Annotated in this window: 20 protein-coding genes; 7 read left to right on the plus strand and 13 right to left on the minus strand. The window is 36.1% G+C overall.

Going from position 1 to position 26,639, the window contains the following annotated elements:
- Window positions 1-5 precede the first annotated feature (5 nt).
- From C1638_RS12310 to C1638_RS12370, 13 genes are all read right to left on the minus strand, one after another.
- Window positions 6-632: an NAD(P)H-dependent oxidoreductase gene (locus C1638_RS12310; RefSeq protein WP_109621358.1), complete on the minus strand. Its 627-nt coding sequence runs from the start codon at window positions 630-632 to the stop codon at window positions 6-8.
- Window positions 633-754: 122 nt separating this feature from the next.
- Window positions 755-3,016, minus strand: a complete 2,262-nt coding sequence (locus tag C1638_RS12315; protein ID WP_109621360.1) for an FIDD domain-containing protein — start codon at window positions 3,014-3,016, stop codon at window positions 755-757.
- Window positions 3,017-3,110: 94 nt separating this feature from the next.
- Window positions 3,111-5,378 (minus strand): FIDD domain-containing protein, encoded by a 2,268-nt coding sequence (locus C1638_RS12320; protein WP_109621362.1) that lies wholly within the window; start codon window positions 5,376-5,378, stop codon window positions 3,111-3,113.
- A gap of 161 nt (window positions 5,379-5,539) precedes the next feature.
- Window positions 5,540-6,016 (minus strand): ribonuclease HI, encoded by a 477-nt coding sequence (rnhA, locus tag C1638_RS12325; RefSeq protein ID WP_109621365.1) that lies wholly within the window; start codon window positions 6,014-6,016, stop codon window positions 5,540-5,542.
- A 90-nt stretch (window positions 6,017-6,106) separates the two neighbouring features.
- Entirely contained in the window at window positions 6,107-7,693 is a 1,587-nt protein-coding gene (dnaB, locus tag C1638_RS12330) for a replicative DNA helicase (protein WP_109621367.1), read from the minus strand.
- Window positions 7,694-7,845: 152 nt separating this feature from the next.
- Window positions 7,846-9,996 carry an FIDD domain-containing protein gene (locus C1638_RS12335; protein WP_109621369.1) on the minus strand — a complete coding sequence of 717 codons (2,151 nt, stop codon included), beginning with the start codon at window positions 9,994-9,996 and terminating at the stop codon, window positions 7,846-7,848.
- A gap of 98 nt (window positions 9,997-10,094) precedes the next feature.
- The gene (locus tag C1638_RS12340; RefSeq protein ID WP_109621371.1) at window positions 10,095-12,167 is read right to left on the minus strand and encodes an FIDD domain-containing protein; all 2,073 of its coding nucleotides are present in this window, start codon (window positions 12,165-12,167) and stop codon (window positions 10,095-10,097) included.
- Window positions 12,168-12,310: 143 nt separating this feature from the next.
- Window positions 12,311-12,907 carry a tetratricopeptide repeat protein gene (locus C1638_RS12345; RefSeq protein WP_109621373.1) on the minus strand — a complete coding sequence of 199 codons (597 nt, stop codon included), beginning with the start codon at window positions 12,905-12,907 and terminating at the stop codon, window positions 12,311-12,313.
- 301 nt (window positions 12,908-13,208) lie between these two features.
- The gene (locus tag C1638_RS12350) at window positions 13,209-14,444 is read right to left on the minus strand and encodes an MFS transporter (RefSeq protein ID WP_109621376.1); all 1,236 of its coding nucleotides are present in this window, start codon (window positions 14,442-14,444) and stop codon (window positions 13,209-13,211) included.
- A gap of 92 nt (window positions 14,445-14,536) precedes the next feature.
- Window positions 14,537-14,899: a hypothetical protein gene (locus tag C1638_RS12355; protein ID WP_109621378.1), complete on the minus strand. Its 363-nt coding sequence runs from the start codon at window positions 14,897-14,899 to the stop codon at window positions 14,537-14,539.
- Window positions 14,900-14,968: 69 nt separating this feature from the next.
- Window positions 14,969-16,468: a GH3 auxin-responsive promoter family protein gene (locus tag C1638_RS12360; protein WP_109621380.1), complete on the minus strand. Its 1,500-nt coding sequence runs from the start codon at window positions 16,466-16,468 to the stop codon at window positions 14,969-14,971.
- 132 nt (window positions 16,469-16,600) lie between these two features.
- Window positions 16,601-16,912, minus strand: coding sequence for a hypothetical protein (locus tag C1638_RS12365; protein WP_106916942.1), 312 nt, complete (start codon window positions 16,910-16,912; stop codon window positions 16,601-16,603).
- Between the two features lie 178 nt (window positions 16,913-17,090).
- Window positions 17,091-17,486: a hypothetical protein gene (locus tag C1638_RS12370; protein WP_106916941.1), complete on the minus strand. Its 396-nt coding sequence runs from the start codon at window positions 17,484-17,486 to the stop codon at window positions 17,091-17,093.
- 256 nt (window positions 17,487-17,742) lie between these two features.
- On the opposite strand from C1638_RS12370, the gene mfd reads away from it, so the two are divergent.
- The 7 genes from mfd (at window position 17,743) to pth (ending at window position 26,580) form a co-directional block, all read left to right on the plus strand.
- Window positions 17,743-21,111 (plus strand): transcription-repair coupling factor, encoded by a 3,369-nt coding sequence (gene mfd, locus C1638_RS12375; RefSeq protein WP_109621384.1) that lies wholly within the window; start codon window positions 17,743-17,745, stop codon window positions 21,109-21,111.
- Between the two features lie 369 nt (window positions 21,112-21,480).
- Window positions 21,481-22,305: a hypothetical protein gene (locus C1638_RS12380; protein WP_109621386.1), complete on the plus strand. Its 825-nt coding sequence runs from the start codon at window positions 21,481-21,483 to the stop codon at window positions 22,303-22,305.
- 3 nt (window positions 22,306-22,308) lie between these two features.
- Window positions 22,309-23,133 (plus strand): hypothetical protein, encoded by an 825-nt coding sequence (locus C1638_RS12385; RefSeq protein WP_109621388.1) that lies wholly within the window; start codon window positions 22,309-22,311, stop codon window positions 23,131-23,133.
- A 9-nt stretch (window positions 23,134-23,142) separates the two neighbouring features.
- Window positions 23,143-23,877, plus strand: coding sequence for a hypothetical protein (locus tag C1638_RS12390; RefSeq protein ID WP_109621390.1), 735 nt, complete (start codon window positions 23,143-23,145; stop codon window positions 23,875-23,877).
- Between the two features lie 149 nt (window positions 23,878-24,026).
- A complete protein-coding gene (locus C1638_RS12395) occupies window positions 24,027-24,911 on the plus strand; it encodes a hypothetical protein (RefSeq protein ID WP_109621393.1) in 885 nt (294 codons plus the stop codon).
- 99 nt (window positions 24,912-25,010) lie between these two features.
- Window positions 25,011-25,931, plus strand: coding sequence for a hypothetical protein (locus C1638_RS12400; protein ID WP_109621773.1), 921 nt, complete (start codon window positions 25,011-25,013; stop codon window positions 25,929-25,931).
- Window positions 25,932-26,016: 85 nt separating this feature from the next.
- A complete protein-coding gene (gene pth, locus C1638_RS12405; RefSeq protein ID WP_109621395.1) occupies window positions 26,017-26,580 on the plus strand; it encodes an aminoacyl-tRNA hydrolase in 564 nt (187 codons plus the stop codon).
- Window positions 26,581-26,639 lie beyond the last annotated feature (59 nt).

The raw sequence follows: 26,639 nt of genomic DNA on the forward strand, positions 1-26,639 counted from the left end.
TAATATTAAATAAATTTAAACAATTTTTCGTTTGGTTTTCTTACTTTTTTCATGTGCTGAAAATGGTCTTCCTCAGAACGGTAGCCTAAAGCGAGGGTAACGGTTACTTTTTCTGTCTCGGAGTGTACATTCAGAATTTCTTCTATCAAGTCCTGTCGAAAGCCTTCCATAGGGCAAGAATCTATATTCTCTATAGCAGCGGCATACATAAGATTGGCCAATACTATATAAGACTGTTTTTCTGCCCAGTTGAAAATTTCATCCTGTGTTTTTTGATTGATATGTTGATTGATACTGTTTTTGAACGGATCAAGAGTTTCCAAAGGAGTTTCCCTTACTTCAGAAATGTGATTAAAATACCCATGGATATAATTCTCTTCTATTGTTTTCTTTGAAATAATGACCACAAGATGAGAGCAAGTGGAAATCTGAGATGGGTTATAAAAAGCAGGAATTAACTTCTGCTTCATTTCTTCACTTTCAACAACAATAATTTTATAGGGTTGAAGTCCCAATGAGCTGGCAGATAGTTTTCCCGACTCAAGAATGTTATGAAGAGTTTCCTGAGGAATGATTTGATTATTAAATTTTTTCACAGAATATCTTCTGCTTAAAGCTTCCAAATAATTCATAGCACAAATTTAAGGATTGAATATGAATAAAGAGTCTTTTAAATGAAATATATCCTTTTAATTAATACAAAAAAATCACCCCGAATATCGGAGTGATCTGGTTAATATAAATAAGAAAGTGATTATTCTCTATTTTTTACAACAATCCAACCGGAGAATTTCACTGGTGTGATCTGTTTGTTGTTTTCATTCCATGAAACAGAATACCAATAATTTCCAGTAGGAACTCTTCTTCCGTTAGCTGTTCCGTTCCATTTGTACCCGTTGGCTTTATCTGCTCTGAAAAGCTGTACTCCATATCGGTCATAGATATTGACTTCCAGATTTTGCTTCACTGCCAAAGCGGAATAATCAATAATATCATTAATACCATCATCGTTAGGAGTAATTACATTGATTAGATTAGGAACTGTAATGCTGATTTCAATAGGTTCGCAATTGTAGCTGTCCTTTACGAATACCTTTGCCTCGCCTCTCACAACATTGGAGAATACATTGGAGTCCTGCCAGTGAACATTATCCATAGAATACTGATAAGGTGGTGTTCCTCCATTTACATATACCGTGACTGTTCCTCCTGAAATATCAATATTAGAAACTACAGGATGTTCAGATGGGTAAATATTTACTGTTTGCGTAGCAACACATTCCCCGGTTTTAAGTTTTACCCAGTAAGTGCCCACTCCGATATTTTTGATTATCTGTGTTGTTGCTCCTGTACTCCATAGATAGCTATTGAATCCAGGTCCTGCATCTAATGTGGTTTTGCCTGTCATACAAATGGTTTGATTTTGTAAAACTTTTGATAAAACAGGAGCTAATACAGTTAGTTTAACTTTAGCTATTGCATAACAGCCGTTTGAGTTAAATACTTTTACATAAACAACACCGCTAGGTGCAATGTAGTTAGCAGCATTGGTTATTTCATTGGTGTTGTTAACAGCATCCGTTAAAGATGGATAATATTTTTTTGTTATTCCTACAGGGGTAGGTGTAACGGCTGCAGATGTAAGATCAAAAGAAGCTGTTGAAGGATTGCTTTCAATGAAGCATGATCTTATTTCTCTCTCATTCACAGTAACAACAGGGTGAATGTTTAGGGTAATCTTGGAAGTACTTACACATCCCTGTGAGGTGGTTACCCTTACATATATGGTAGCAGGTCCTGATGCATAAGCATTAGGGTTGGTAATTTGATTGGTTCCTGCGTTAAGGTCATATAAGGTTGGGTAAAACTCCTTGGTTACTCCGGTCAGGGTAGTTACTGCTGCGGTATTAAGGTCAAATGTGGCTGTTCCGGCATTATTGTTATTACATCCGGTAAGGCTTGCATCACTGGCCGCAAATGGAGTTGGGTTAAGTTGTATAACGCCGTCACCATTGTCGCAAAGAGTTGAAGTAGGATCCTTAATAACCACTTTAATGGTAGTGTTTCCTGAATATTGAAAGCTGGTTGGGTTAGCAATAGGCGTAGCAATACCTAATATATAATAAGTGAAAAGATAGTTTCCGGGATTATTTACAAATTGAGAATTATAGGAGGTGAGATCCACTGTACCATTTCCTGTAGTAGGGTTGGTGCACACAAAAGGAGTAATGGTGTTATTTAAAATAGGAACTTTATCTACAAATACCTTAGCGTTTTTGATAGAGTGTCTAGCGCTGGCACCTCCTGTTGCTGCAGAAAACCCAAAATATCCTTGTGTCATTCCAACTGCATTTCCGGATGGCGCAAATGATTGATCCACAATAAGTACACCGTCTATTCTGATTTTAATGATCCAGTTGGTAGGATTGCTGAGGTCTGTTTCACCATTTACCTCTACGTGCTTATAAGTATCTCCTACGAATGGCTGAGTAGAATAAAGATCCGGAGAATGGAATGAGCTTCCTGGGGTATTATTGTATTCGATATTGTTACCCGCTGTATTATTGGTGCCGTATAAAAGGTGTACCTTACTCATTTGGCCTTCTGTAGTATTGTTGAAAATATCAAAGCCGACCATTAGCCCGGAGGCATTCGATGGAATTCCTAATCCACCTCCAGATACGAATCCTGTGGGAGGGTTGGCGAGGTACCAGAAAGTAAATCCGTCTCCTCGTCCGAATTGAGTAGTTCCGTTCCCGTCAATTCTAAAGTCGAATTCTACTTTCCATTTATCACAATAGCTAAGGGTGATGGGTGTGGAGAGCTTAATAGCTCCATATCGGCTGGTTTGGTCTGTGGTAAGTCTAATGAAATCTCCGCTTACAGCAGCATCTGAAACAAGATCCCATCCTGTGGTGTTTACAGGATTTCCGGCAAGCTGATACGTTTGCGAAAGTAATTTTCCAGGGAGGCATGATAAGGCTGCCAACAAAAAAAAGAGTATATTTTTTTTCATAGTGGAAAGATTGTGAAGTTGTTATTTGTATTAAAATGTTAAAATATAATCATTGAGCTTTTTTCTTTTATAAATGATGTATTCCTGAGATTATTTATTCTCTGTTTTTTACCAATACCCAACCGGAATATTTAGTTTCAGTATTGTTTTTATTGTCTTCATTCCAGAAAATGGTATACCAATAAGTTCCTGTCGGAACTCTTTTTCCGTAAGCCATTCCGTCCCATGTGAAATTTCTTATTTTGCCGGCTTCATGAATTTTATTTCCATATCTGTCATACACTACAAACAGTAAATTCCTTTTGTAAGCTAATGCAGAATAATCTATTTGATCATTGATGTTATCTCCGTTTGGCGTAATCACGTTGATGAGGTTGGGTACTGTAATTTGTACTTCAACAGGAGCGCAGTTGTAGAAATCTTTCACGAAAACCTTTACTTCTCCTCTGGCTAAACCGGTGAAAGTATTTGAAACTTGCCAGTTTGTTCCGTTTAGAGAATACTGATAAGGGGCTGTTCCACCAGCTACATTTATTGTAATTGTATTATTATGGATATCAATACTTGAAATAACAGGATTAGGAGCTGGTAATACCTTTACAACTTGAGTTGTAATACAGTTCCCTGTTTTAAGCTTTACCCAATAGGTTCCTACAATTACATCCTTGATAGATGATGTTGTAGCTCCTGTGCTCCATAGGTATTCACTAAAACCATGACCTGCGTCCAGATCTGTTTTCTCTTCAATGCAAATGGTTTTGTCTTTTAGAATGGCAGATTTAACAGGAGGAAGTACAACGAGATTAATTTTAGCAATGGCAAAGCATCCATTAGTATCTGTTACCTTGGCGTATACTATGGTACTTGTTGAGGTATATTGAAGAGTATTGGAAATCTCATTGGTTCCGTTAAGAGCATTTTCTATAGAAGTATAATACTTTTTACTTACACCGGTAGTTAATGAAGTTATGTCTGCCGTGGTTAAATTGAATATGGCATTTGAAATATTATCTTCAATAAAGCAGGATTGTAAAGTTGCATCTTTTACTGGAGTATCAGGATAAAAGGCAAGGTTGATTTTTGCTGTACCTGTACATCCTTGTGGGGTGGTTACTTTTACATAAACGCTTCCGGGAGCAGAAAGATAATTATCAGGGTACAGGATTTCGTTTGTTCCTGTATTCAAATCGTTAAGCGTTTTGTAATATTTTTTAGTAACACCCGGTACGCTTGTTACGTTGGCTGAGGTTAGGTTGAAAGTGGCAGTTCCTGCCTTGTTGTTATTGCATTCGGTAAGAGTTTTATCTTCTGCTTTGAATGCCGCCAGTACAAGCTGAATCTTTCCATCGGGATTATCACAAAGTATTCCGGCGTTATCTTTAATAACGACAGTAACGGTTGCATTGGCATTAAATTGATAGCTGGCAGGGCTGCTAATGGGAGTAGAGCTGCCTAAAGGATAATAAGTGAATGTATAATTTCCAGGGTTGCTTACAAACTGAGAATTAAAGCTTGTTAAATTCACATTTCCATATCCTGTAGTAGGATTGGGGCAAAATGATTGAGTTGTTGAGTTTTGTAAAATAGGAACCTTGTCAGTATATATTTTTACATTTTTAATAGAGTTTCTCGCTGAGGCTCCTCCTGTAGATGCTGAAAATCCAAAATATCCCTGCGTCATAGTTACGGCTCCTCCTGATGGCGCAAATGATTGAGAAGTAATTGTATTACCATCTATTTTTACCGTTATAATCCAATTGGTAGGCGTAGCGGGATCAATTTGTCCTGTTACTTCTACATGTTTATAAGTATCTCCTATAAAAGATTGTGTAGCGTTAAGATCCGGTGAGTGGAATGAGCTCCCTACAGTGTTGAAAAACTCAATGTTGTTCGTATCTGTCGTATTGGGAACTACGCCATAAGCAATATGTACCTTGCTCATTTGAGCACTTGTGGTATTGTTGTAAATGTCAAAACCTACCATGAGACCTATGGCATTTTGTGGGATTCCCAGTCCAGATCCCTGTTGGCTGGTAATAGGAGGGTTGGCTAGGTACCAAAAAGCAAAACCGTCTCCTTTTCCAAATCCGGGTATGCCGTTTCCGTTGATTCTAAAATCAAATTCTACTTTCCATTTGTCACAATACTTTAAATTGATCGGATCATTTAACTTTATTGCTCCCGAACTGTTTCCTACATCATCAGTCAGCATGACAAAATCTCCGCTTGTTGTGGCGGTAGGTACTACAGTCCATCCTGTAGTGTTAATAGGTGTTCCGGTCAGTTGATAGGTCTGTGCGAAAAAATTTTCGGATAGGCAGAATAAAAGAATTGAAAAATAAAACAATAAATTTTTATTCATTTAACTGGGATTTAGGATGAAGTAAAGATATTAAATCCTAGTTAAAAAATATGTATTTAATGTTAATTTTGTTAAAAAAATTAATTATTATTCATCAAACAGTATTTCTTGTGATGAAATAATGAATGTTATATGGTAAATTTTTGAATTGTGTTAATCGATTAAAAGAGAGAATTGTTTTCTAATCCTTCAAAATAAGTGTCAATATCAAGATCAGGAGAATTGGCTGCAGCAACGGCTAGTTTATCACAAAGCTCATTTTCAAAATGTCCTGCATGTCCCTTTACCCAATGCATTGTAGGGGTATGTTTATTGTAGAGTTCAATGAATTTTTTCCAGAGATCTGGGTTTTTTACATTTTTCCAACCTCTTTTAATCCATCCTGCAATCCAGTTTTGGTTGACGGCATCTGCAACATATTTACTATCTGTGTACACATGAATGTCATTTTCTGCAGACTTTAGTTTCTCCATTGCTGTAATCACTGCAAGGAGTTCCATTCTGTTATTGGTCGTTTTTCTAAAACCCTTGGAAAATGTTTTTTGGTAGTTTTTTTCGGGAACACGCATGAGAATTCCATATCCGCCTTTTCCCGGATTTCCACTACAAGCACCATCGGTGTAAATTTCGATTCTCAAACTTAATTATATAAAAATTGAATTATTTTTAATAGAGCCACAAGACTACAAATGTCCTAATGCTGATTATAATGTCCTAATTTTTAAATCTTAAAATGGGAAATCATCATCATCATCGAAATCATTCATAGATGATCCAGAAAGTTTTGAGCTGTCCGGAAGATCAAATGCTGCTCCTGGCTGGATGGTTGTTTTAATCTTGTCAAAACCACTTGGCTCACCAAAGTTGGATGGGTAGCCGCCTCCCGCTTTACTGTCAAAGGCTGCTTCAATATCGCCAAATTTTGCAAAATGCTTTAAGAAAGATAATCTGACGTCTGCTGTTGCACCATTCCTGTGTTTTGCAATAATCAGTTCTGCCTGGTTTTCTGTAGAAGTTTCTTGTCCTTCATCATCATTATCCCAAACGGTGATTTTATAATATTCCGGTCTAAAGATAAAGGATACAATATCGGCATCCTGCTCAATTGCTCCGGATTCCCTTAGATCTGAAAGCTGAGGTCTTTTCCCGGGGCGGGTTTCCACACTACGAGATAGCTGGGAAAGTGCAATTACCGGTACGTTAAGTTCTTTTGCAATTGCTTTTAATGAACGTGAAATCATGGAGATCTCCTGTTCACGGTTACCAACTCCTTTTCCACTGCTTCCTGCTGTCATCAGCTGGAGATAATCGACCATGATAAGTCTTACGCCGTGCTGCATTACCAGTCTTCGGCACTTTGCACGGAAGTCAAAGATGGAAAGAGATGGGGTTTCGTCAATATATAAGGGAGCATTTTCCAACTCGGATACATTGGAGAAAAGTCTTTGCCATTCTTCATCATCCAGAGTTCCTTTACGAAGTTTTTCAGATGAAATCTTTGTTTCGGAGGCAATCATCCTTGTGATAAGCTGTACAGATGCCATCTCGAGCGAGAACAAAGCCATAGGAATTTGATGTCCCACTGCAATATTTCTTGCCATAGACAGAAGGAATGCTGTTTTTCCCATCGCCGGACGTGCTGCAATAATGATAAGGTCAGAATTCTGCCATCCTCCGGTTTCTTTGTCTATATCTCTGAATCCTGATGGAACCCCTGAAATTCCCTCTTTGTCTTTTAGAGATTTGATGGTGTCGATGGCTTGCTTTACCAAAGAGTTCGCTGTATCAAAACCTTTCTTAATGGTTCCGTTAGTGATCTCAAAAAAAGATTGCTCGGCCTTGTCCAGAAGTTCAAAAACGTCTGTTGATTCTTTATAGGAAGAGTCAATTACATTCGCAGAAACATTAATAAGACTTCTTAAAATATATTTTTCAAGAATTACACGTACATGGTATTCAATATGGGCAGATGAGCTTACTCCCATGGTGAGGTCAATGATATAATGATCACTACCTGCCTGACTTAGTTTATCATCTTTTTTTAAATTCTGAATGACAGTCATTAAGTCTACCGGATGGTTGCCTTCATAAAGCTTTAATATTGTAGAGAAAATGACCTGGTGTCTGGGATCATAAAATACTTCCGGGGTAAGAAGATCGATGGAATGGTCAAGCCCTTTTTTGTCAATCAAAAAAGTTCCGATAACAAGCCTTTCAAAATCCACTGCATTAGGAGGCATTTTTCCATCCGCAATAGACAGCTCTTTTGCAAAGTTTCCGTGGGTAAGGGATGATAATGTTTCTTTCTGCGCCATGGTGCAAAGATAGTTTATTTAAAAAATAATAAAAAAATAGTATTCAACAAATTATTGGTAGTTATTTGGAAAATACGGTAAATAGGAGGTTGATAATGTTGATAAAAAAAATCACCCCGTTTGAGGTGATTTTTTATTAGATGAGTGAAAGCTTACTCTTTATTTTTTACCAATACCCATCCTGAGTATTTGGTCTCGGTATTATTCTTGTCATTTTCATTCCATGAAATTGTATACCAGTAAGTTCCTGTTGATATTTTTTTGCCGGATGCTGTTCCGTCCCAAGTGTAATTTCTTATCTTATTGGCTTCATAAAGCTTGTTTCCATATCTATCGTAAACAATAAATATAAGGTTTTTCTTATAAGATAGAGCCGAATAGTCAATTACATCATTAATGTTATCTCCGTTTGGAGTAATGGCATTAATTAAATTAGGAACCGTAACAGTCACCTGAATAGGCGTACAGTTATAAGAATCTTTTACATACGCTGTATTTTCTCCTCTAGGTAGTCCTTTAAAAGAATTTGAATCCTGCCAGTTTATCCCGTCTATAGAATATTTGTAAGGAGGTACACCGCCTGTGGCAGTAACTGTGAAGCTATTATTACTGATTTCAATATTGGAAATAACAGGTTGTAGACTAGGACGTACTTTTACTTCCTGAGTTGTGAAACATCTTCCTGTCTGAAGTTTTACCCAATATGTACCTACAGCAACATTACTGATTGACTGTGACGTTTCTCCGGTGCTCCATTCATAGCTGCTAAATCCAGGTCCTGCATCCAGTATTGTTTTGCTTTCTGGACAAATAGTTTTATCCTTTAAAACAGTAGATTTTACTGGTGCTAAAACTTTTAGCGTGATTTGAGCAATTGAATAACATTGTTGTGCATTGTTAACTCTTACATACACTACAGTACTTTCTGAAAGGTAAGTAGTTGCATTTGAAATTGGATTGGTTTCGTCTTTTGCGTCCGCTATTGTTTTGTAGTATTTTATTACTGTTCCTGTTGGTTCCGGATTCGGTACGCCTATAGATGCTTTTGTAAGGTTAAATGTAGAACGGGTGATATCATTATCAATATAACAGTTCTCAATTTGTGCATCCTTTAGAATAACCGTTGGATGGAATTTTAATAGGATGGTAGTTGTTGCAGTACATCCAAATGAAGAAATTACTTTCACATATACCGTTTTTTCCGTAGAAATATAATTGGTAGGAGTTGTAATCTCATTGGTATCTGCATTCAAATCAGCTTGAGTAGGGTAGTATTTAATAGTGGCTCCTGTGCCTGTAAATACATTGGCTGTTGTAAGGTCAAATGCAGCAGTACCTGCATAGTTATTATTACATGAAAACAAAGTAGAGGCTGCATTAGCTTTAATGCTGACATCTACAAACTTAAATTTCCCTGTAATGAAACATCCGTTTGCCGGATTATTGGCGTTGTTCGGATCGTGATATACTACTCTGTAATAGTATGTTTTAACTGCGTCTACAGTTTCAATCGTAAGAGGATTGTCTCCTGTAAGAACGTCATTAGTGTCTTTATGGTAAGTTACTTTAAAGTCAGAACTGTTTCCGTTGATGATTCCTGCAGTAAGAGTTGAAAAGTTAAATTGTGTAGGAAGAGCACACACCATTACTTTACTTGGGTCAGCTACATCAGCTGCAGGAACTCCAGGAGTAATGAATGGGAACGGAGCTAAAACAGGATCATTAAATGCTGAACTTAAACTAGCAGTACCTGTCCAGATCATGGAAAATCCATTAGGGGATTTATCCCAGTTGTCAATGATCAAATAATAGGTTTCACCAGGTAAAACATTCAGGTAAGGACACCATTTACCAGAATTCATACTGTTAGTAGCGCCTGGAGGAAAGGTAGGGAACACTGCAGGCGGGGCAATAGCAATATCCAGTCCTGTATCTCCTTTAGCACCGTCATAGTTACATCTTATTGGTTGTACAAAAACATGGTTGGCATCCTGTAAAGAAGCGCATCCATTGGCGGTTGGTCCATATATCGCAAAGTCATAATCGTCTCCGGCGAAATTGGGTTTAATGGTGAATGCAAGTGTTCCTGGCGTTGAAACGGTGAAAGTATACCAAACGGAATACTTTTCATTACTTCCCAGGCATCCGCCATTGTCTTTAAGGATTTCTACAATATTTCCGACTCCGGATGGGGTGTAGGAAATGTCAGAATTTCCACATATAGGAATTGCTGAAACACAGTCTGATTGTGAATAAATGGCCTGTGTTATGAGTAAAATAAAAAAGAGTAATATTTTCTTCATTGTTTAAATGATTTTTGTGAAACAAAGTTAAGAGGAATATAGTTTTTTTTGTAGATAAAAAGCCGCCAAAAGCGGCTTTTCGGTGTATTTTTAATGAGTTATTCTCTGTTTTTTACAATAATCCATCCTGAAAACTTGAAAGGAGTGTTCTTTTTGTCATTCTCATTCCATGTTAAAGAGTACCAGTAAGTACCGGTAGGTATCTTTTTACCGGCAATAGTTCCATCCCATTTGTATCCGTTGGATTTGTCAGCTTGGTGAATTTTCACTCCATATCTGTCAAAAATGTTGAATACCAGATTTTGTTTGTCAGCAATTGCAGAATAATCTAATACATCATTTACTCCGTCTCCGTTTGGTGTAATAATGTTGATTAAATTAGGAACCAGTACTGAAACTACAATAGGATCACAATCATAAGCGTCTTTTACATATACTTTGTAGCTGCCTCTTGCAATATTGTTGAATACATTAGAATCCTGCCATATAATATTATCTATGGAATATTTGTAATCGGGAGCACCTCCAATAACATTTACAGTTAATGTAGTGTTTGATACATCAATACTCGTTATTACTGGTTGCTCAGAAGGATAAATTTTTACAGTTTGAGTTGTAATACATTCTCCGGTTTTAAGTTTTACCCAGTAAGTTCCCACTCCAACGTCTTTGATTATCTGAGTAGTAGCACCAGTGCTCCATTCATAACCTTTGAATCCAGGTCCTGCATCCAGAGTCGTTTTGTCTTCTACACAAATGATTTTATCTTTCAATACAGTAGATTTTACAGGAGGAATTACCGTTAGATTAATCTTAACAACGGTATAGCATCCTCTGCTATCGCCAACTCTCACATATACAACACCAGTTGGTGCAATGTAAGTTGTAGGGTTTAAAATTTCATTAGTAATATCTACAGCATCAATTAATGATGGGAAGTATCTTTTTGTAGTACCAGCCGTTGGTGTTACAACCGCAGCGTTTTCTAAGTTAAACAGAGCTGTAGAGGGGTTTGTTTCTATGAAACATTCCCTCATGGAGGCGTCTTTTGCAATAACTATCGGGTGAAATTTAAGAGTGATTTCAGCAGTATCTACACATCCATATTGAGAAGTTACTTTTACAAATATTTTTCCTTCTGCCGAAACAAACTGATAAATTGAAGTAATCTCATTTGTTCCCGCATTCAGGTCATACATTGTAGGGTAATATTTTTTTGTAGCAGTAGGGTCTGCAAAAACATCTGCTGTAGTAAGGTCAAAAACAGCTGTTCCTGCATTGTTGTTGTTACACATGGTTAATGTAGCGTCCTTTGCTACAATGGTTCCATCCTTGAACTTAAACTTACTAGTTTGTCTACATTTATTTATTGGATTATTGGCATCCACAGGATCTGTGTAGCTGATGCTGTAATAATATTCCGTTGTTATACCTACGCTAAGAGGAGTAGTGATAGGATTATTTGCTGTTAAAGCATCGTTTTGATTATGGTGATAAGTAACCGTGAAGTTAGGGTTTCCATTGATGATTCCTGGTGATAAAGATGAAAAGTCAAAAAGTGCAGGATTACTACAGATAGGAACTTCTCTCGGGTCTGCAGGGGTTGCTCCTGCAACTCCAGGAGGAATGAATGGGTAAGGCTGTATGTTTGGATCTGTAAATGGAGATGCTAAAGTAGCAGTTCCGCCCCATTTCATGATGAAACCATTAGCTGATTCACTATGGTTGTTTACGATTAGATAATAAGTCTCTCCAGGTAATACGTCCATATATTTTGCCCATCTGTCTCCACCTACAGGGTCGCACAAGTCAGTAGCAGTCATATTAAGGCCGGTGATTCCACTTGTTACGGCATAAGACCCACGGATAGGAGTACCTCGGGTAGCGCATGATTTATTGGGACCAAATACTCCAAAGTCATAGTCATTGCCCAGGTCATTGGGAACAATTTCAAAAGTAAGAGTTCCTCCTGTAGCAATGGTAAAGGAATACCATACTGAGAATTTTTCATCACTAAGACATCCGCCAATGGTTTCCAGGGTGCCGCCATGGCCATTTGGGGTGTATGAAATAGTTGTGTTTCCACATACTGCCATTGCCGTAGAACAATCTGATTGAGCATATGCAATATGTGAAAATATTATTAAGAAAATGAGTAGTATTTTTTTCATAGGAGAATGTTTAAAACAAATATTAAAACTATGATTGTTAAAAGAGTGGCGTTCTATTTTTTAATCCTGAAGAGATATTTTATTTACTATTGAAGAAATAAAATATTATTCTTCTAATCAAAAAATCCTGCACTCTATTGAGTTTATTGCTCTATTAGCTGCTTGCCCCAGTTTGGAGAGTTGGCAGAAAGGTTTTTAAACTCGCTTGCTGCAGTTTGGTGCAGTTTTATAGCTTCAGTTTTGTTGTTGGAAAGTTCAGCTATTTCAGCTTTTAAATGAGTAAGTCTTGGGTTGTTCTTTAGTTGAGAGTTTGCTTTCGTCATATATCCGATAGCTGTTTTCAAATCTTTTTGAGGCTCTGTAGAGGCTACTATTCTGATTTTTTGTATATGAATAAGTCCCAGAAGAGTATTAATTTCTCCATTATTTTTTTCGGAAGCGAGTGCCTGTGTTGCAAACTTTCTTGCCAATTCATTTGATTCAGCTATAGGTCTGTTGGGTGTATTTTGTAACAAAAATTGAGCTTTGGAATACATTGCCACTGCGGCGTAGTAATTGGCTTTCCATTTTTCTGAAGTTTTAGCTTCGGAAAATGTATTAAAGAGAGTATCATAGTCACCGTCTGTCTTAGCATCATTGAGTTGCTGGGCAGACTGCTGTAAAGCTTGATCTGAAAAAGTCTGAGCACTTACCCAGAAACCAGTCACGAAAAAGCCTAAAATAAATAAAAGTTTATTCATAAAGGGGATATTTGTAGCAAATATAAAAAATTATTAACGTTAAATTAAAGATTTTGAGATATATTTAATGAATGTGCCATGTTGTTTTTTGATATTGTATTTCTTGTTTGTTGTTGAATTATATGGAGATCGTAATAATAATAACGCTTTGATTTTAAATTGCGTATAAATGAAGTGAAATATTTTTAATAAATAGGTATAAATATAAAATGAGAATAGAAAAACATTCTATTCTCATTTTAAGTATATCGAATTAAGGCGGTTGTGTTGGTGTTTTTGTATTTATTTGATAGCTAGATTGTTAGTATTGCATTTTTCTTAGCTTAGAATTGGTGGCTCCAACTGCAAGAGCAATAAGAACAGTCATACATCCTCCAAATACTACAGAACGTACCACACCCAATAGTTTGGCCATAACTCCACTCTCAAACTGTCCCATTTCATTACTGGACATAATGAAAATTGAGTTCACACTCAGGACCCGTCCTCTTATGTGATCCGGTGTTTTTAACTGTACAATAGTTCCTCTGATTACCACAGAAATTCCGTCCAGCATTCCACTTATTACAAGGAACATAAAGGAAAGCCAATAAAGCTTGGATAGTCCAAACCCAATAATGCAAATTCCAAATCCTGTAACCACGGCAAGGAGTATTTTTCCCTGATTCTTTCGTAAAGGGACGATGGATAAAAGGGTAATGATACACATAGAACCTATATCAGAAGCGGCATTCAATAGGCCAAAGCCTTCGGCTCCTGATTTTAAGATATCAGTGGCAAATACAGGAATCATGGCTACTGCACCACCAAAGAGTACAGCAAACATATCCAGACATAAAGCACCCAGGATTTCTTTCGTTTTAAAAATATAGGAAATCCCCTCACGCATACTCTCCACAACATTTACATCTTCCTTTTTATGTTCAGAATACTGCTTGTTTAGCTGCCAGAAAAATAGAGAAGCTACAAATATGAGAGATAAAATAACCACCAATGTCCATTGTACTCCAAAATATCCAATCAAAATTCCTCCTATAGCATGTCCGCAAACAGAAGAGATCAGGAAAGTAGCCTGGTTTAAGGTAACAGCATTAGGTAGGTTTTCTTTCTTTACAATCTTTGGAATCATGGAAGGAACGATAGGGCCGATAAAGGCTCTGGCAATTCCGGTGAAAAATATCACACCATAAATAAAATATGTAATCTGATGACCTGTGAAATGCATTTCTACATCCAGAAAAGCCGGAATAAGCAAAAGCCCGATTAGAAAAATGTAAACATAGTTACAGATCAGCAACAGTCGCTTTTTTTCATTCATATCAATAACATGTCCTGCATACAAAGCACAGCTTACTGCAGGGATTACCTCTGAAAGCCCGATAAGGCCTATAGAAAAGGGATCCTTTGTTAATTGATATACCCACCATCCTAATAACGTGGCAAGCATTCGGAAAGCTAAAACAATAAAAAATCTTCCGGTTAGAAGATTTCTGAATTCAATATTTTGTAATGTTTTTAGGGGGGTAAAGGAAATCATGAACAAAAATAGCCCTAAAAATTCATTTAGGGCTATTTATATATGGTTTTTTAAAAGATATAGTAAATACCTTCTGAAAGATAATATCTATTTTAGTCTGCTCTTGAAGAACTGATCACAATGGCTGCAACGCCTGCTGCTCCAATGATGGTAGCTCCTGTTGCAATTCTTGCTTTTCTCTGGTCTTTTACAGCGGCTACTTTTGCCTTAGGGATAGTTACTACTGTACTGTCTTTTTTTCCGGCTGTACCTACAAGATTATCACCAACAATGTTTCTGAATAATATTTTCTGTTTAGGAGACCCGTCTCTCATAGTAACCTTATACACTTTACCGGCTTCCAAATTAGAATAGTTGTTTTTTGAAATATCATCGCTATATTTTGTAGTAGCACAAGATGTAATAACAAATAAAGACGTTAATAAAGACGATTTCAACAGTACAGATGCTTTCATTATTTTCGTTTAGTTTTTCAAATTTATAATTTTTTTCGAATATACGTTTTTGGAATTGAAAAAATATCTTTAAAATTTGTAAATTTCTAAGATATTTGCAACATTTCTATCATTGGCCAATCTTGGAGTCTTATTTTGACCGCCCAATTTCCCTTGGGATTTTGCATACTCATGGAATGCGTTTTTCTTAAGCCTTGTGATCTGAAGTTTCTGTAAAATATTGCCAGAGATTAGATCGTCATAATACGTATTTCTGTTTCTAAGCTGAAGATCCAGTTCATCTCGGAATGCTTCCAGATTTTCAGGATCTTTTTCAAACTCTATCAACCATTCATGATAAGGAAGCCCATCACCTGGATTTACCTGTGGAGCAAGATGAAACTCTGCAATCTGTGCCGGATATTTTTCAAGAGTTGCTTTCATCGCTTCCTCCACTTCAAAAGCAATTACATGTTCCCCAAATGCTGAGGTAAAGTGCTTTGTTCTGCCACTTACCAATACCCTGTGCGGATTTTTATCAATAAATCGGACAACATCACCAATGGAATAGGCCCATAATCCTGAATTCGTCGTAAGAATCAATGCGTAGTCCTTATTAAGTTCAATGTCCTTTAGGGTCAATCTTCTTGCACCAGGTTTTCCGTACTCTTCCAATGGAATAAATTCATAAAAAATACCATGATTGGTTAATAGTAAAAGCCCCTCTTTTGTATAGTCATCCTGAAAAGCAAAAAAACCTTCAGAAGCTGGAAAAGTTTGAATAATATCTACGCTACCTCCAAGTAAATCCTCCATCTTATCACGGTAAGGTTCATAGTTAACCCCTCCGGTAACAAGAAGCTGTAGGTTAGGGAACAATTGTTTGATCTTTTTCCCATGTTTCTCAGTAAGCTTTTCAAAATACATAATAAGCCATGGTGGAATTCCTGAAATCAGCGTCATGTTTTCGTGTTCCGTTTCCTCAATTATTTTGTCTACTTTGGCTTCCCAGTCTTCCATAACGTTGGTTTCCCAGCTTGGCAAACGATTTTTTTGCAGATAATTAGGAATATGGTGGGCTACAATACCAGATAATCTTCCTGTTTTTATCCCGAAAACTTCTTCTAGTTCAGGACTTCCCTGTAGAAAAATCATTTTTCCGTTAACAAAGTCCGCATTGTTTTTCTTGCTGATATAGTGAAAAAGTGCACTTTGAGCTCCTGCAATTTGAAAGGGCATCCCTTCCTTAGAGATAGGAATGTACTTGGCCCCCGAGGTAGTTCCTGAGGTTTTAGCAAAATATTCCGGTGTTTCTATCCAGAGAATATTGGCTTGTCCTTTTTTTACTCTTTCAATGTAAGGTTTCAGAACTTCATAATCTGCAACGGGAACTCTGTCCTGAAATTCTTTTACAGAATGAATGTTTTCAAAATCATGCTCACGTCCAAAAAGTGTTTTTTGAGCTGTGGATACAAGAGAAATCAACAAATCCTCCTGGTTTTTTTCTGCATTTTTTTTGAATTCCTCTGTCTTTTGGACATGTTTTTTTGCCCAAATAAGCGCTGCATTTTTCTTGAAGAAGTTTAACATGGGTCAAATTTATAAATAAGTATAGAATTTGGCGTTATTTTTACAAAACATGACATAAAAAAACCGATGAACTTGTTCATCGGTTTCTCGAAATTTGATTATGAAAATAACAACTATATGTTAATGTTATGCTTATTTGTTGGCTTTATATCTTTTATCTGGTGTACCGTCTTTTTTCAGATGTTTATTGTCTTTATATCTCTTGTCCGGTGTACCGTCTTTTTTCATTTTGGCAGCAGGTTGTGCGGGCTTAGCCGGTTTTGCTTCTGCAGGTTTTACCGTCTTCATTTCAGCTGGCTTTGCAGCTTTTGCCTCAACTGGTTTTGCCGGTTTCATTACTTTTGCCGGTTGATGAGCCGTAGTGCTTGTAGCGGGAGCAGTCTGCTGGGCAGTAGCAAGTCCTAATCCTAAGATTAATGACATTGCAGATAATAATTTTTTCATAAGAATTACGATTTGTTTTTGTTGAATAAAGATATACAAAAAGCAGGCTAGAAAATCTGGAATTTTAAACTTAACTAAAGTTTATTACAGCTTAAAAAAAAATTAAAGAACCATCCGAAATATAAAAAAAGCCTGCTTTCACTTCTGAAAACAGGCCTTTGTGTATTAAATAGGTTGTTTAGCGGGTACAGTTGGCTGTCCAGGTTTTACCATCCTTAATATATAAAATCTTCAATGTATTATTGTCAATTCTAATGTAAGAAGTTGCTGTAGAACCGATCATCACAAGAGTGTTATCTCCCTTTTGTTCAAATTCAACTCCATTCAGGTCAGGAATGCTGTTTGAAAATGCAAAATTATACTTGGTACCACTGGCGATTTTTGTTACGAAAACACTCCCGTTATCAGTACTGATGTTGGTAGAGCCTCCATCGTTGTAAGAAACACTTCCTTTGTAGGTTCCTGCGAAGAAGTCGTTGTTGGTAGGATCATCATCCCTGCTGCACGACGAAAACGATGATGCTGTGAAAATCAACAGCATGAAAATTCCTAAGATTTTAATTGCTTTTTTCATAATACTATTCTCTTTAATGTTTGGTAGGCTTAAAAATCCCAAACACTATGCCATGAGAAAATATTCGAGTTATTTTAACAGGTAATTAAATAAATTAGCAGAAAATTAAGATTTAAAACAACCTAAGTTATTCATTTTAAATTTGAAAGTCATTCCATTTATATTGAAAGAAAAAAATATTCTTACCTTTGTCATAGCATAAACGGTTTCGGAAAACTCCCGAAATCGCTTTTGTCGTTTTATACCATTACAATTTATGCAGTTAAAATCCATCAACGAAAAGTTTCTTCCTGATCTATTGCAAAAAGAATTTGGAAAAGAGATTTTTAGCCAGTTAGAAAATAATCAGCATATTGCTGTGAAAGGAAGTGCCGGATCTTCAGTCTCCGTCTTTGTAGCTGAACTTTTTTTGGTTCAAAAAAAACATATTCTTTATTTGGTAGATGATAAGGAAGATGCATTATACGCCAATACGGAAATGGAAGATCTGCTTGGAAAAGACAAGGTGCTTTATTTCCCGGCAACTCATCTTGAGCCCTATCAGGTAGAGAAAACACAGAATGCCAATTTGGTATTAAGGACTGAGGTTTTAAATAAAATCAATTCCGGGAGATCTCCAAAGGTTATTGTAGCTTATGCCGGAGCCTTATCTGAAAAGGTGTTGAAAAAAGAAGACTTTAAGGCGATTTCTCATCATATAAAGGTAGGTGACCAGCTGGATTTTGATTTTGTAGATGAATTGCTCAATCATTATCACTTTCAGCAGGCTGATTTTGTTTCTGAACCTGGTGAATTCTCTGTGAGAGGAGGAATTGTGGATGTGTTTTCTTATTCCTACGAAAAACCATACAGGATTACTTTCTTTGGTAATGAGGTGGAAAATATTAAAACATTTGATATTGAAACCCAACTTTCAGTAGATAAGGTTAAGGATTTTCAATTGGTTTCTAACATGAATTTTTCTGTGACCGGAAGTAGAGTGTCATTATTGCAGCTATTGCCTAAGGAAAGCTATGTCATTTCCAAAAATGGAATGGTAGGTATGCAGAAGATTAAAACATTCTACGAAAAATCCCTTGAGAAATATGATACTTTAAATAAGGATATTGCACATAGAGCACCACAAGAACTTTTTATTTCCGATCAAGAATTTTTGTTTGATTATAAGAAATTTAAAACAATTGATTTCGGAAGTGCATCCATTGAAGGTTTAAAGGATATTTCAGAGGTTAAAATGGAGCAGCTTCCACAGCCATCTTTCCATAAAAACTTTGAACTCCTCATTGAAGATATTGAAGAGAAACAAAATGAAGGGTTTGATACCTGGATTTCCTTTTCAACAGAGAAACAGAAAGAAAGGCTGGAATCTATTTTTGAAGAGCTTGAACATGAACTTCCTTTTAAAAGTTTCAAATCTGAGCTGCATGAGGGGTTTGTAGATAATGGACATAAGCTTTTGGTATATACAGATCACCAAATTTTTGACCGTTATCAAAGGTATAAGGCCAAAAATACTTTTGCAAAGTCGGAACAGCTCACCCTAAAGGATTTGATGTCTTTAAAGATCGGTGATTATATTGCCCATATTGATCATGGGATCGGTAAGTTTATGGGGTTGGTGAAAGTAAATAATGATGGCAAAATTCAGGAATGTTTTAAGCTAACCTATAAAAATGGAGACTTATTATATGTAAGTATTCATTCCCTGCATAAGATTTCCAAATATAATGGCCCTGACGGACGAGAAATCGTATTGAGTAAATTAGGTTCTCCAACATGGAAGACCTTAAAACAAAAAACAAAAGCTAAGGTAAAGCAAATTGCATTTGACCTTATCAGATTATACGCTGAAAGGAAAACAGCCAAAGGTTTTGCTTATACACCAGATTCATATTTACAGAATGAACTGGAAGCAAGCTTTATTTATGAAGATACCCCTGACCAGGAAAAAGCAACCATTGATGTAAAAAAAGATATGGAAGCTGATACCGTAATGGACAGATTAGTTTGTGGTGACGTAGGTTTTGGTAAAACTGAAGTTGCAATTCGTGCTGCTTTTAAAGCTGCTACAGACGGAAAACAGGTTGCTGTACTGGTGCCGACAACTATTCTGGCATTTCAACATTATAGAAGTTTTAAAGAAAGGCTTAAGGATTTTCCTGTAAATGTTTCTTATGTCAATAGATTCAGAACAGCCAAGCAAAAATCTGAAACCCTGAATGACCTGAAGAACGGAAAACTAGACATTATTATCGGAACCCATCAGTTGGCAAGCAGTTCGGTTAAGTTTAAAGACCTCGGATTGTTAATTATTGATGAAGAACATAAGTTCGGAGTTTCTGTAAAAGATAAACTGAAGACCCTTAAAAATAATGTAGATACCCTTACATTAACAGCAACGCCAATTCCCAGAACACTACAGTTCTCATTAATGGCTGCAAGAGATTTGTCTGTAATAAAGACGCCTCCGCCAAACAGGCAGCCGGTAGACACCCAATTGATAGGATTCAGTGAAGAAATTCTTCGTGATGCTGTTTCTTATGAGCTTCAAAGAGATGGACAGGTTTATTTTATCAATAACAGGATTGAAAACCTGAAAGATATTGCAGGGCTTATTCAGCGTTTGGTGCCGGATGCAAGGGTAATTACAGGACACGGGCAGATGGAAGGAAAGCAATTGGAGAAGAATGTGTTGGATTTTATGGAAGGAAAGTATGATGTTCTTGTTTCTACCACTATTGTAGAGAGTGGAGTAGATGTCCCGAATGCCAATACCATTTTTATCAATGATGCTCAAAGATTCGGAATGGCGGACCTGCACCAGATGAGAGGAAGAGTAGGACGAAGTAATAGAAAAGCTTTCTGTTTCCTTATTACGCCTCCTTATGATATGATGACTTCTGATGCCAGAAAACGTTTAGAGGCGATAGAGCAGTTTTCTGATTTGGGAAGCGGTTTTCAGATTGCAATGAAAGATCTTGAGATTCGTGGTGCCGGAGATTTATTGGGAGCAGAACAGAGTGGATTTATCAATGAAATGGGTTTTGAAACATATCAAAAACTAATGCAGGAAGCACTTGAAGAACTGAAAGACGATGCTGATTTTGAAAGTTTGTTTGAAAATGAGGAAGACAGACAGAAGCTTTTCAAATCGGTGAAAGATGTCAATATTGATACAGATTTAGAATTGATGTTGCCGGATTTCTATATTTCCAATACTGAAGAAAGGTTATTGTTGTATCAGAAACTTGCTGAAATTAATAATGAAAATGATTTGCATAAGTTTGAATTTGAATTGATTGACCGTTTTGGTGCATTGCCTAAGGAAGCTGTAAACCTATTAAAGAGTGTTTCCTTGAAATGGCTTGCTGCAGACATTGGTTTTGAGAAAATTGTTATGAAAAATGGAGTATTTCTAGGGTATTTTCCGGGTAATCCTCAGGATAAGTTTTATCAGACAGATCGATTTAGACATATCATTAATTATTTAACCAGAAACCCTGCAGAAGCTCAGCTTAAGGAGAAATCTGGGAAAGAGGGAAACCAGCTTATGATGAGAAAAGAAAAGGTGAAAAATGTAGATGAAGTCAATATTTTATTAAAAGCTATAATTGAACATAATTAAAATATAATTTTCAAAAATTAATTAGTTTACCGAAAACGATAAAAAACATATAAAAATTTAAGTTTTTATATGTTTTTTTGTGATTGTTATCAGTTTTTTGTTTAAAAATACTCATTCTTAAGAGAATTAAACCTCTTTTAACAGGGTGAAAATCACCTTTTAATGATTAAAAAAAGTTCTTAAAACGCGGTACAGTAAGGGTTTGGGATGTTTTGTTGTTTGAAAAGGAGATTGAAAATAGAGTTATGTAGAAATAATTCTACTTTTGCGTGTGATTAATTCTATGTTGTAATGTGTTTATTTCTATGGGTTTAAGTAGGTGTAACTGGAATTTTATGGACTTCAATTTGTACCTTTGCAGTCCTTATTATGAAAAAAATTATATTTTGTTGCGCGGCTGGACTTCTATCTTTCTATGCTAACGCACAGGTGGGAATCGGTACTGATAAACCAAAATCAATGCTCGATGTAAATGGTAAAACCACCTTAAGAAAAGAACTTAGAGTAGGCGGGTCTTCAACTCAGGCAGGAAGTGCAGGATTGAATGGCCAGGTTTTGGTTTCCCAAGGAGAGGGACAAGCTCCTGTTTGGAAATCATTGAATGTATCCTTTATGGAAGAGGGACAGTATAAATTGACTAATTCATATCTGTCGTCAGATCAAACGGGTATTGGATCTCTTTCTAATGGCGTTGCGGGTGATGGTATCTACACAAATAATGTTGGAGATGATATCACAGATACCGGCAAAGGAAAATGGGCTAAAATTACAGGTCTTGAAAATAGTTTTACCATCAAGAATGGAAAAAACAGACTTACTTATCAGTTTCAGACTGGGATTGAAATGAAAGCACCTGTATCTACAACTTCACAAAACATAAGATTTGCCTGTGGCGTTTTCAGAAATGGTAAGCTGGTTGCGGTACGTCCGGACAGAGTAGCTTCCAATAATAACAATGCAAAAGGCGGTCTTCAGGATTATATTTTCACTCTTAATTATACAGAACTTGATGTTCCGGTAGGATTACACAAAATTGAAATTGGATGTAGAAAGATTACTACTTCAAGCTCTCTTTCTCAATTTGCAATTGGACGTGATGTTCAGTCTTCCAATGGTGCATCCAATGCATTTACTCTGGAATCTACCATGAAGATGGATGTCATTGAATATGTAAGTTATAAAACCAATAATTAAGTGATGAAAAAAATATTATCGACCTTATTTCTTGCCTCGGGCTTACTATTGTCAGCTCAGGTTGGAATCAATACAGATTCTCCGAAAGCGAAAATTGACGTAAACGGAGATCTGAACCTAAGACAAAAAATTGTTGTACTCAATACTACTGATAATAGCCTTTCCCAAGGAAATAATGATCAGTTACTGGTTTCTCAGGGTGAAGGTTTTGCTCCAATATGGAAAACACTTCGTATTCCTGAATATGAAACCAATAAATTTTATTTGATATTCAATAACTCCTTTTCAGACAAGGTGGGAATTACATTTGCATCCAGTGATGAGGTCAGTTCAACGACTTCTAAGGCTGCTACATTTGTGAAAGGAGCTGATCTTAGCAGTTTGAAAGGATTTAAAAAAATTGCGGGATTGTCACAGGATATTACTGTTTTCAGTACAGAGAGTAAAGCTTATTTCCAGTTTGAAACTGTGGTACAGGCAGATTTTTCTACCCTTGCTACCAATGCTGACGATACTTCAATAGATTATGCATGCGGTATTTTTGTAGACAATAAATTGATTAATCTTAGACAGAGAAACTTAAAGGCAATCAACTCTTCTTTTCCTTTCCTTACCCATAATCAAATTGGTATTGTAGAGAATCTTCCCAAGGGAAATCATAAAGTAGATGTAGCTTGCTCAAGACTGGCTTCCTATGGGGAAAGCTTTAGAAAACTATCCGTCGGAACAAATACCAGTACAAATATCAATGATTTCATTGCACAGTCATCTTTAAAGGTAGATGTATATGAGGTTCCAGAAGTATTTAACCCGATAATAGTAAATTAAAAACCAATTATGAAAAAAATATTTTTTATTCAATTTTTATTGTTTATCGGATTTGCAGGCGCTCAGGTGGGTATTAATACAGCCAGTCCTGTTAATATGCTTGATGTGAATGGAGATATCAATGTCAGAAAAGAGTTAAGGACCGGAGGTACTAATAATTTAAAAGGATCATCGGGGCTAGCCGGAGATATTTTTCACAATAATACTGATTTGCCGGCCAATGATTGGAAGGCTGTCAAAATTGCTGATGGGATGGGAAGTATGTCTTTATTTTCTATCAATACCGTTGCGGATAAGACAGGAGTTTCTTTCTCAGGAAATAACGGGCAATCTGTTCCTTATTATGAAGGGAATTCCATAAATGGATGGACTGTAATTCCTTCGGCTTCAGATACTTTTTCTGTTACCAATGGTAATAATAAAGTGACATTCTCATTTCAGACAACAGTGCAAAAAACAGGAAATAATTCTGCAAGTTTTGCATGCGGAGTTTTTGTAGATGATGCGCTTAAAGCAGTAAGAACGGAGGTATTATTGGGAGAAAGTGGAGCTTATAAAATTTTTAACCTTAATGCTACATTAGCTAATCTTACTCCTAAAAATCAATATAAAGTAAAAGTTGCCTGCATAAAAAGAGCAATTTCGGGTAATACACTTGGTATCGGAAGAGCTGTGGACGCAACATTCCTAAACAGTGATATGTCACAGTCTGTATTAACAACATCTGTACTTCAGCCGTATTAATTTTCGGACTTATATAATAAATTAGAATCTAAAAACGTTATGTTTTTAGATTTTTTCGTTTATTAACTCTGTTCTTTGTGAATTTGTAAGGATAAAGTACTACTTTTTGTTGAAAATTGAATTATATTTGAGCAAGTTAAAATTTTTTTATGGTAAAAAACTATTTTCTTAGAATGTTTGCCGGTATTGCTCTTTTTGGTTTGCTGGCTTCATGTAATACAACACAGGACCCTACTGAGTCCGTACCGAATCCTGATGAAGGCCCTGTAGTGCCAAAAATTCTTACAAAGGTTATGATGGATACCAACCTTTATGAAGAATATATCTCAACCAATAAAGGTGTTCTGCAGCAAAATTTATTTAAAGATGAAAAAGCTGTTAATACCTATTATACAGGTACATTAACGTATACCGATGATCCTGGAGATAATACGAAAAAAAACATCACTAAAGTTAAATTTGTAAGCCCAGCTACTGGTAGCCTTAGTTATAGTTTTGATATTGTACCGGGTGAAAAGGGAAAAATCTCTTCAGTATCATGTACCGCAACAGGAGCAACTCCTGCACTTTCTCATTTAAGTGATTATGCTTTCACCTATGATGCAACAGATAAGCTTACTAAGATTCTTGAAAAAAGAAAAGAAGGCGGAATATCTGCCTATAATAAGTTCATCGAATATACCTTTGTCTACTCCGGAGATAATATTTCTCAGACAGTTTGCAAAAAAGGAATATTGGATATCACTGGTGCCCCTGAAATGACAACTGCAGTGAAGACAACCTATAGTTTTCAAAATTATGATTCAAAGAAAAGTGCATTTTCTTTACTTCCTAAGAACTATTTTATAGTAAGAAGTTTAGTGGATCCTACCAATTTCTATAAGATGTCTCCGAATAATCCTACATCAATGTATTTTGATATGCCACCTCCAACACCGTCTGTGAATACGGGTCAGAGTTATTCATATGATAATCAAGGGTATCCTATGGCAGAAAAAAATCAGAAATTTACATTTACTTATAAAAACTTATAGGATAGATATAATTATTAATCTTATCAGAATATAAATAATAATATAATTTTTATGCAAAAAAAAATTATATTTGTCAAAAAAATAATCAATTACCTGAAAATGAAACAAATTTTCTATTTTATCTTATTAATTGCAGGCTTTTCTTCAATACATTCCTGCAAAAATTTATTGGATGAAGACGGGAATCCTTTATTGGATCTGAATAATACAGGAGGTCTGAATGGGCCTAGAGCATTATATAGAGAAATTACAGCTAAGGACACTCTTGCAGAATATCATTATAGTGGGCTTCTTGTTACCAAAGTAATTACAGACAGTGCATCTATTACAGATATTATGTATAGTGGTGATAAAATAAGCCAGATTACCTTTAATGGTTTCCTGGATCTGGATGGAAACGGAAAAATTGATAAGGATAGTGTATCGTATAGTCAATTGTTCAATTATGGAAACAACAGTAAGTTACAAACGATCTCTGAGAACCGTTCTATCTTCAGAAGAACACCGGCTGTTCCGCCAGCAACAGCACCTGGACCTCAGACATTATTAAGTAAAGAAAAATCTCTTTACACAATAGTATACAACCCTGTAACTGCAAAACTGGATTCTATCAATATGAAGAATGGGGTGGAGGTTACTGGAACTCAGTTCGCATTTACAAATTACTCAAAAACAGCTTATTCTTATGTTGGGGATAATGTATCTAAAGTTATAAGACATTATGGACTTATCAATAATGCACCTACTAAAAAATACAGCTATGAGTATTATGCGTATGACGATCAGATCAGCCCATTCACATTATTACCACAGGCCTATAAGATTTCGAGATTATTATCTACTATAATCAACGATAAAGAAAGTCTTATTCTATCTCCAAATAACCCGAAAAGATGGTCAGTTACTGATTTGACAGTGCCTATTCCTGTTCCGGTTGTAAAGAGTACTAATTATGCATATGATCTACAGACCTATATGACAAAAGGATATGGTGTTAACTACATCTATAAACCACAATAGAATAGTTTTTTAACAATATTTAAACTCAATCTTCCTAAGGTTGAGTTTTTTATTTTTTATCCCTTAATTTTGCAAAAAATTTCTGATGAAATATTTAATAGTTGGGCTGGGGAATAAAGGCTCAGAATATGAAAATACACGACACAATATAGGATTTAAAGTTGCAGAGAAAATAGCTGAAGCACTTGAAGTATCATTTAATACAGCTAACTTCGGTTGGATGGCAGAAGGAAAGTACAAGGGTAGAAAAGTTTTTGTCCTTAAACCTGATACCTATATGAATCTTTCAGGAAATGCCGTAAGATACTGGATGCAGAAAGAAAATATTCCCTTGGAGAATGTATTGATCGTGACAGATGACTTGGCTCTTCCTTTTGGAACATTAAGAATGAAAGGTAAAGGCTCTGATGCAGGGCATAACGGATTGAAAAATATCAATGAAGTACTCCAGACTCAAAATTATGCAAGACTTCGCTTTGGAATCTCTGCAGATTTTTCTACAGGCCGACAAGTAGATTATGTGCTGGGAACCTGGAACGAAGAAGAAACTGAGAAACTTTCCGAGAGAATTGAGACTTTTTCAAAAGCCAGTCTTTCCTTTGTATTTGCGGGAATAAGCAATACAATGTCAGCTTTCAATGGTAAGTAAAGCGTAAGCTTGTTTTTATCCGGAACAGATATTTTTATAGAAAATAATTGAATTTCAAT

It is taken from the genome of Chryseobacterium oncorhynchi, from assembly GCF_002899895.1.
GTDB classification, from domain to species: Bacteria; Bacteroidota; Bacteroidia; order Flavobacteriales; family Weeksellaceae; genus Chryseobacterium; species Chryseobacterium oncorhynchi.

Bases quoted from the DNA above. Each gene is read 5' to 3' on its own strand.
- C1638_RS12310 (WP_109621358.1), bottom strand. From the start codon at position 632: ATGAATTATTTGGAAGCTTTAAGCAGAAGATATTCTGTGAAAAAATTT.
- C1638_RS12315 (WP_109621360.1), bottom strand. From the start codon at position 3,016: ATGAAAAAAAATATACTCTTTTTTTTGTTGGCAGCCTTATCATGCCTC.
- C1638_RS12320 (WP_109621362.1), bottom strand. From the start codon at position 5,378: ATGAATAAAAATTTATTGTTTTATTTTTCAATTCTTTTATTCTGCCTA.
- dnaB (WP_109621367.1), bottom strand. From the start codon at position 7,693: ATGGCGCAGAAAGAAACATTATCATCCCTTACCCACGGAAACTTTGCA.
- C1638_RS12335 (WP_109621369.1), bottom strand. From the start codon at position 9,996: ATGAAGAAAATATTACTCTTTTTTATTTTACTCATAACACAGGCCATT.
- C1638_RS12340 (WP_109621371.1), bottom strand. From the start codon at position 12,167: ATGAAAAAAATACTACTCATTTTCTTAATAATATTTTCACATATTGCA.
- C1638_RS12345 (WP_109621373.1), bottom strand. From the start codon at position 12,907: ATGAATAAACTTTTATTTATTTTAGGCTTTTTCGTGACTGGTTTCTGG.
- C1638_RS12350 (WP_109621376.1), bottom strand. From the start codon at position 14,444: ATGATTTCCTTTACCCCCCTAAAAACATTACAAAATATTGAATTCAGA.
- C1638_RS12355 (WP_109621378.1), bottom strand. From the start codon at position 14,899: ATGAAAGCATCTGTACTGTTGAAATCGTCTTTATTAACGTCTTTATTT.
- C1638_RS12360 (WP_109621380.1), bottom strand. From the start codon at position 16,468: ATGTTAAACTTCTTCAAGAAAAATGCAGCGCTTATTTGGGCAAAAAAA.
- C1638_RS12365 (WP_106916942.1), bottom strand. From the start codon at position 16,912: ATGAAAAAATTATTATCTGCAATGTCATTAATCTTAGGATTAGGACTT.
- C1638_RS12370 (WP_106916941.1), bottom strand. From the start codon at position 17,486: ATGAAAAAAGCAATTAAAATCTTAGGAATTTTCATGCTGTTGATTTTC.
- mfd (WP_109621384.1), top strand. From the start codon at position 17,743: ATGCAGTTAAAATCCATCAACGAAAAGTTTCTTCCTGATCTATTGCAA.
- C1638_RS12380 (WP_109621386.1), top strand. From the start codon at position 21,481: ATGAAAAAAATTATATTTTGTTGCGCGGCTGGACTTCTATCTTTCTAT.
- C1638_RS12385 (WP_109621388.1), top strand. From the start codon at position 22,309: ATGAAAAAAATATTATCGACCTTATTTCTTGCCTCGGGCTTACTATTG.
- C1638_RS12390 (WP_109621390.1), top strand. From the start codon at position 23,143: ATGAAAAAAATATTTTTTATTCAATTTTTATTGTTTATCGGATTTGCA.
- C1638_RS12395 (WP_109621393.1), top strand. From the start codon at position 24,027: ATGGTAAAAAACTATTTTCTTAGAATGTTTGCCGGTATTGCTCTTTTT.
- C1638_RS12400 (WP_109621773.1), top strand. From the start codon at position 25,011: ATGAAACAAATTTTCTATTTTATCTTATTAATTGCAGGCTTTTCTTCA.
- pth (WP_109621395.1), top strand. From the start codon at position 26,017: ATGAAATATTTAATAGTTGGGCTGGGGAATAAAGGCTCAGAATATGAA.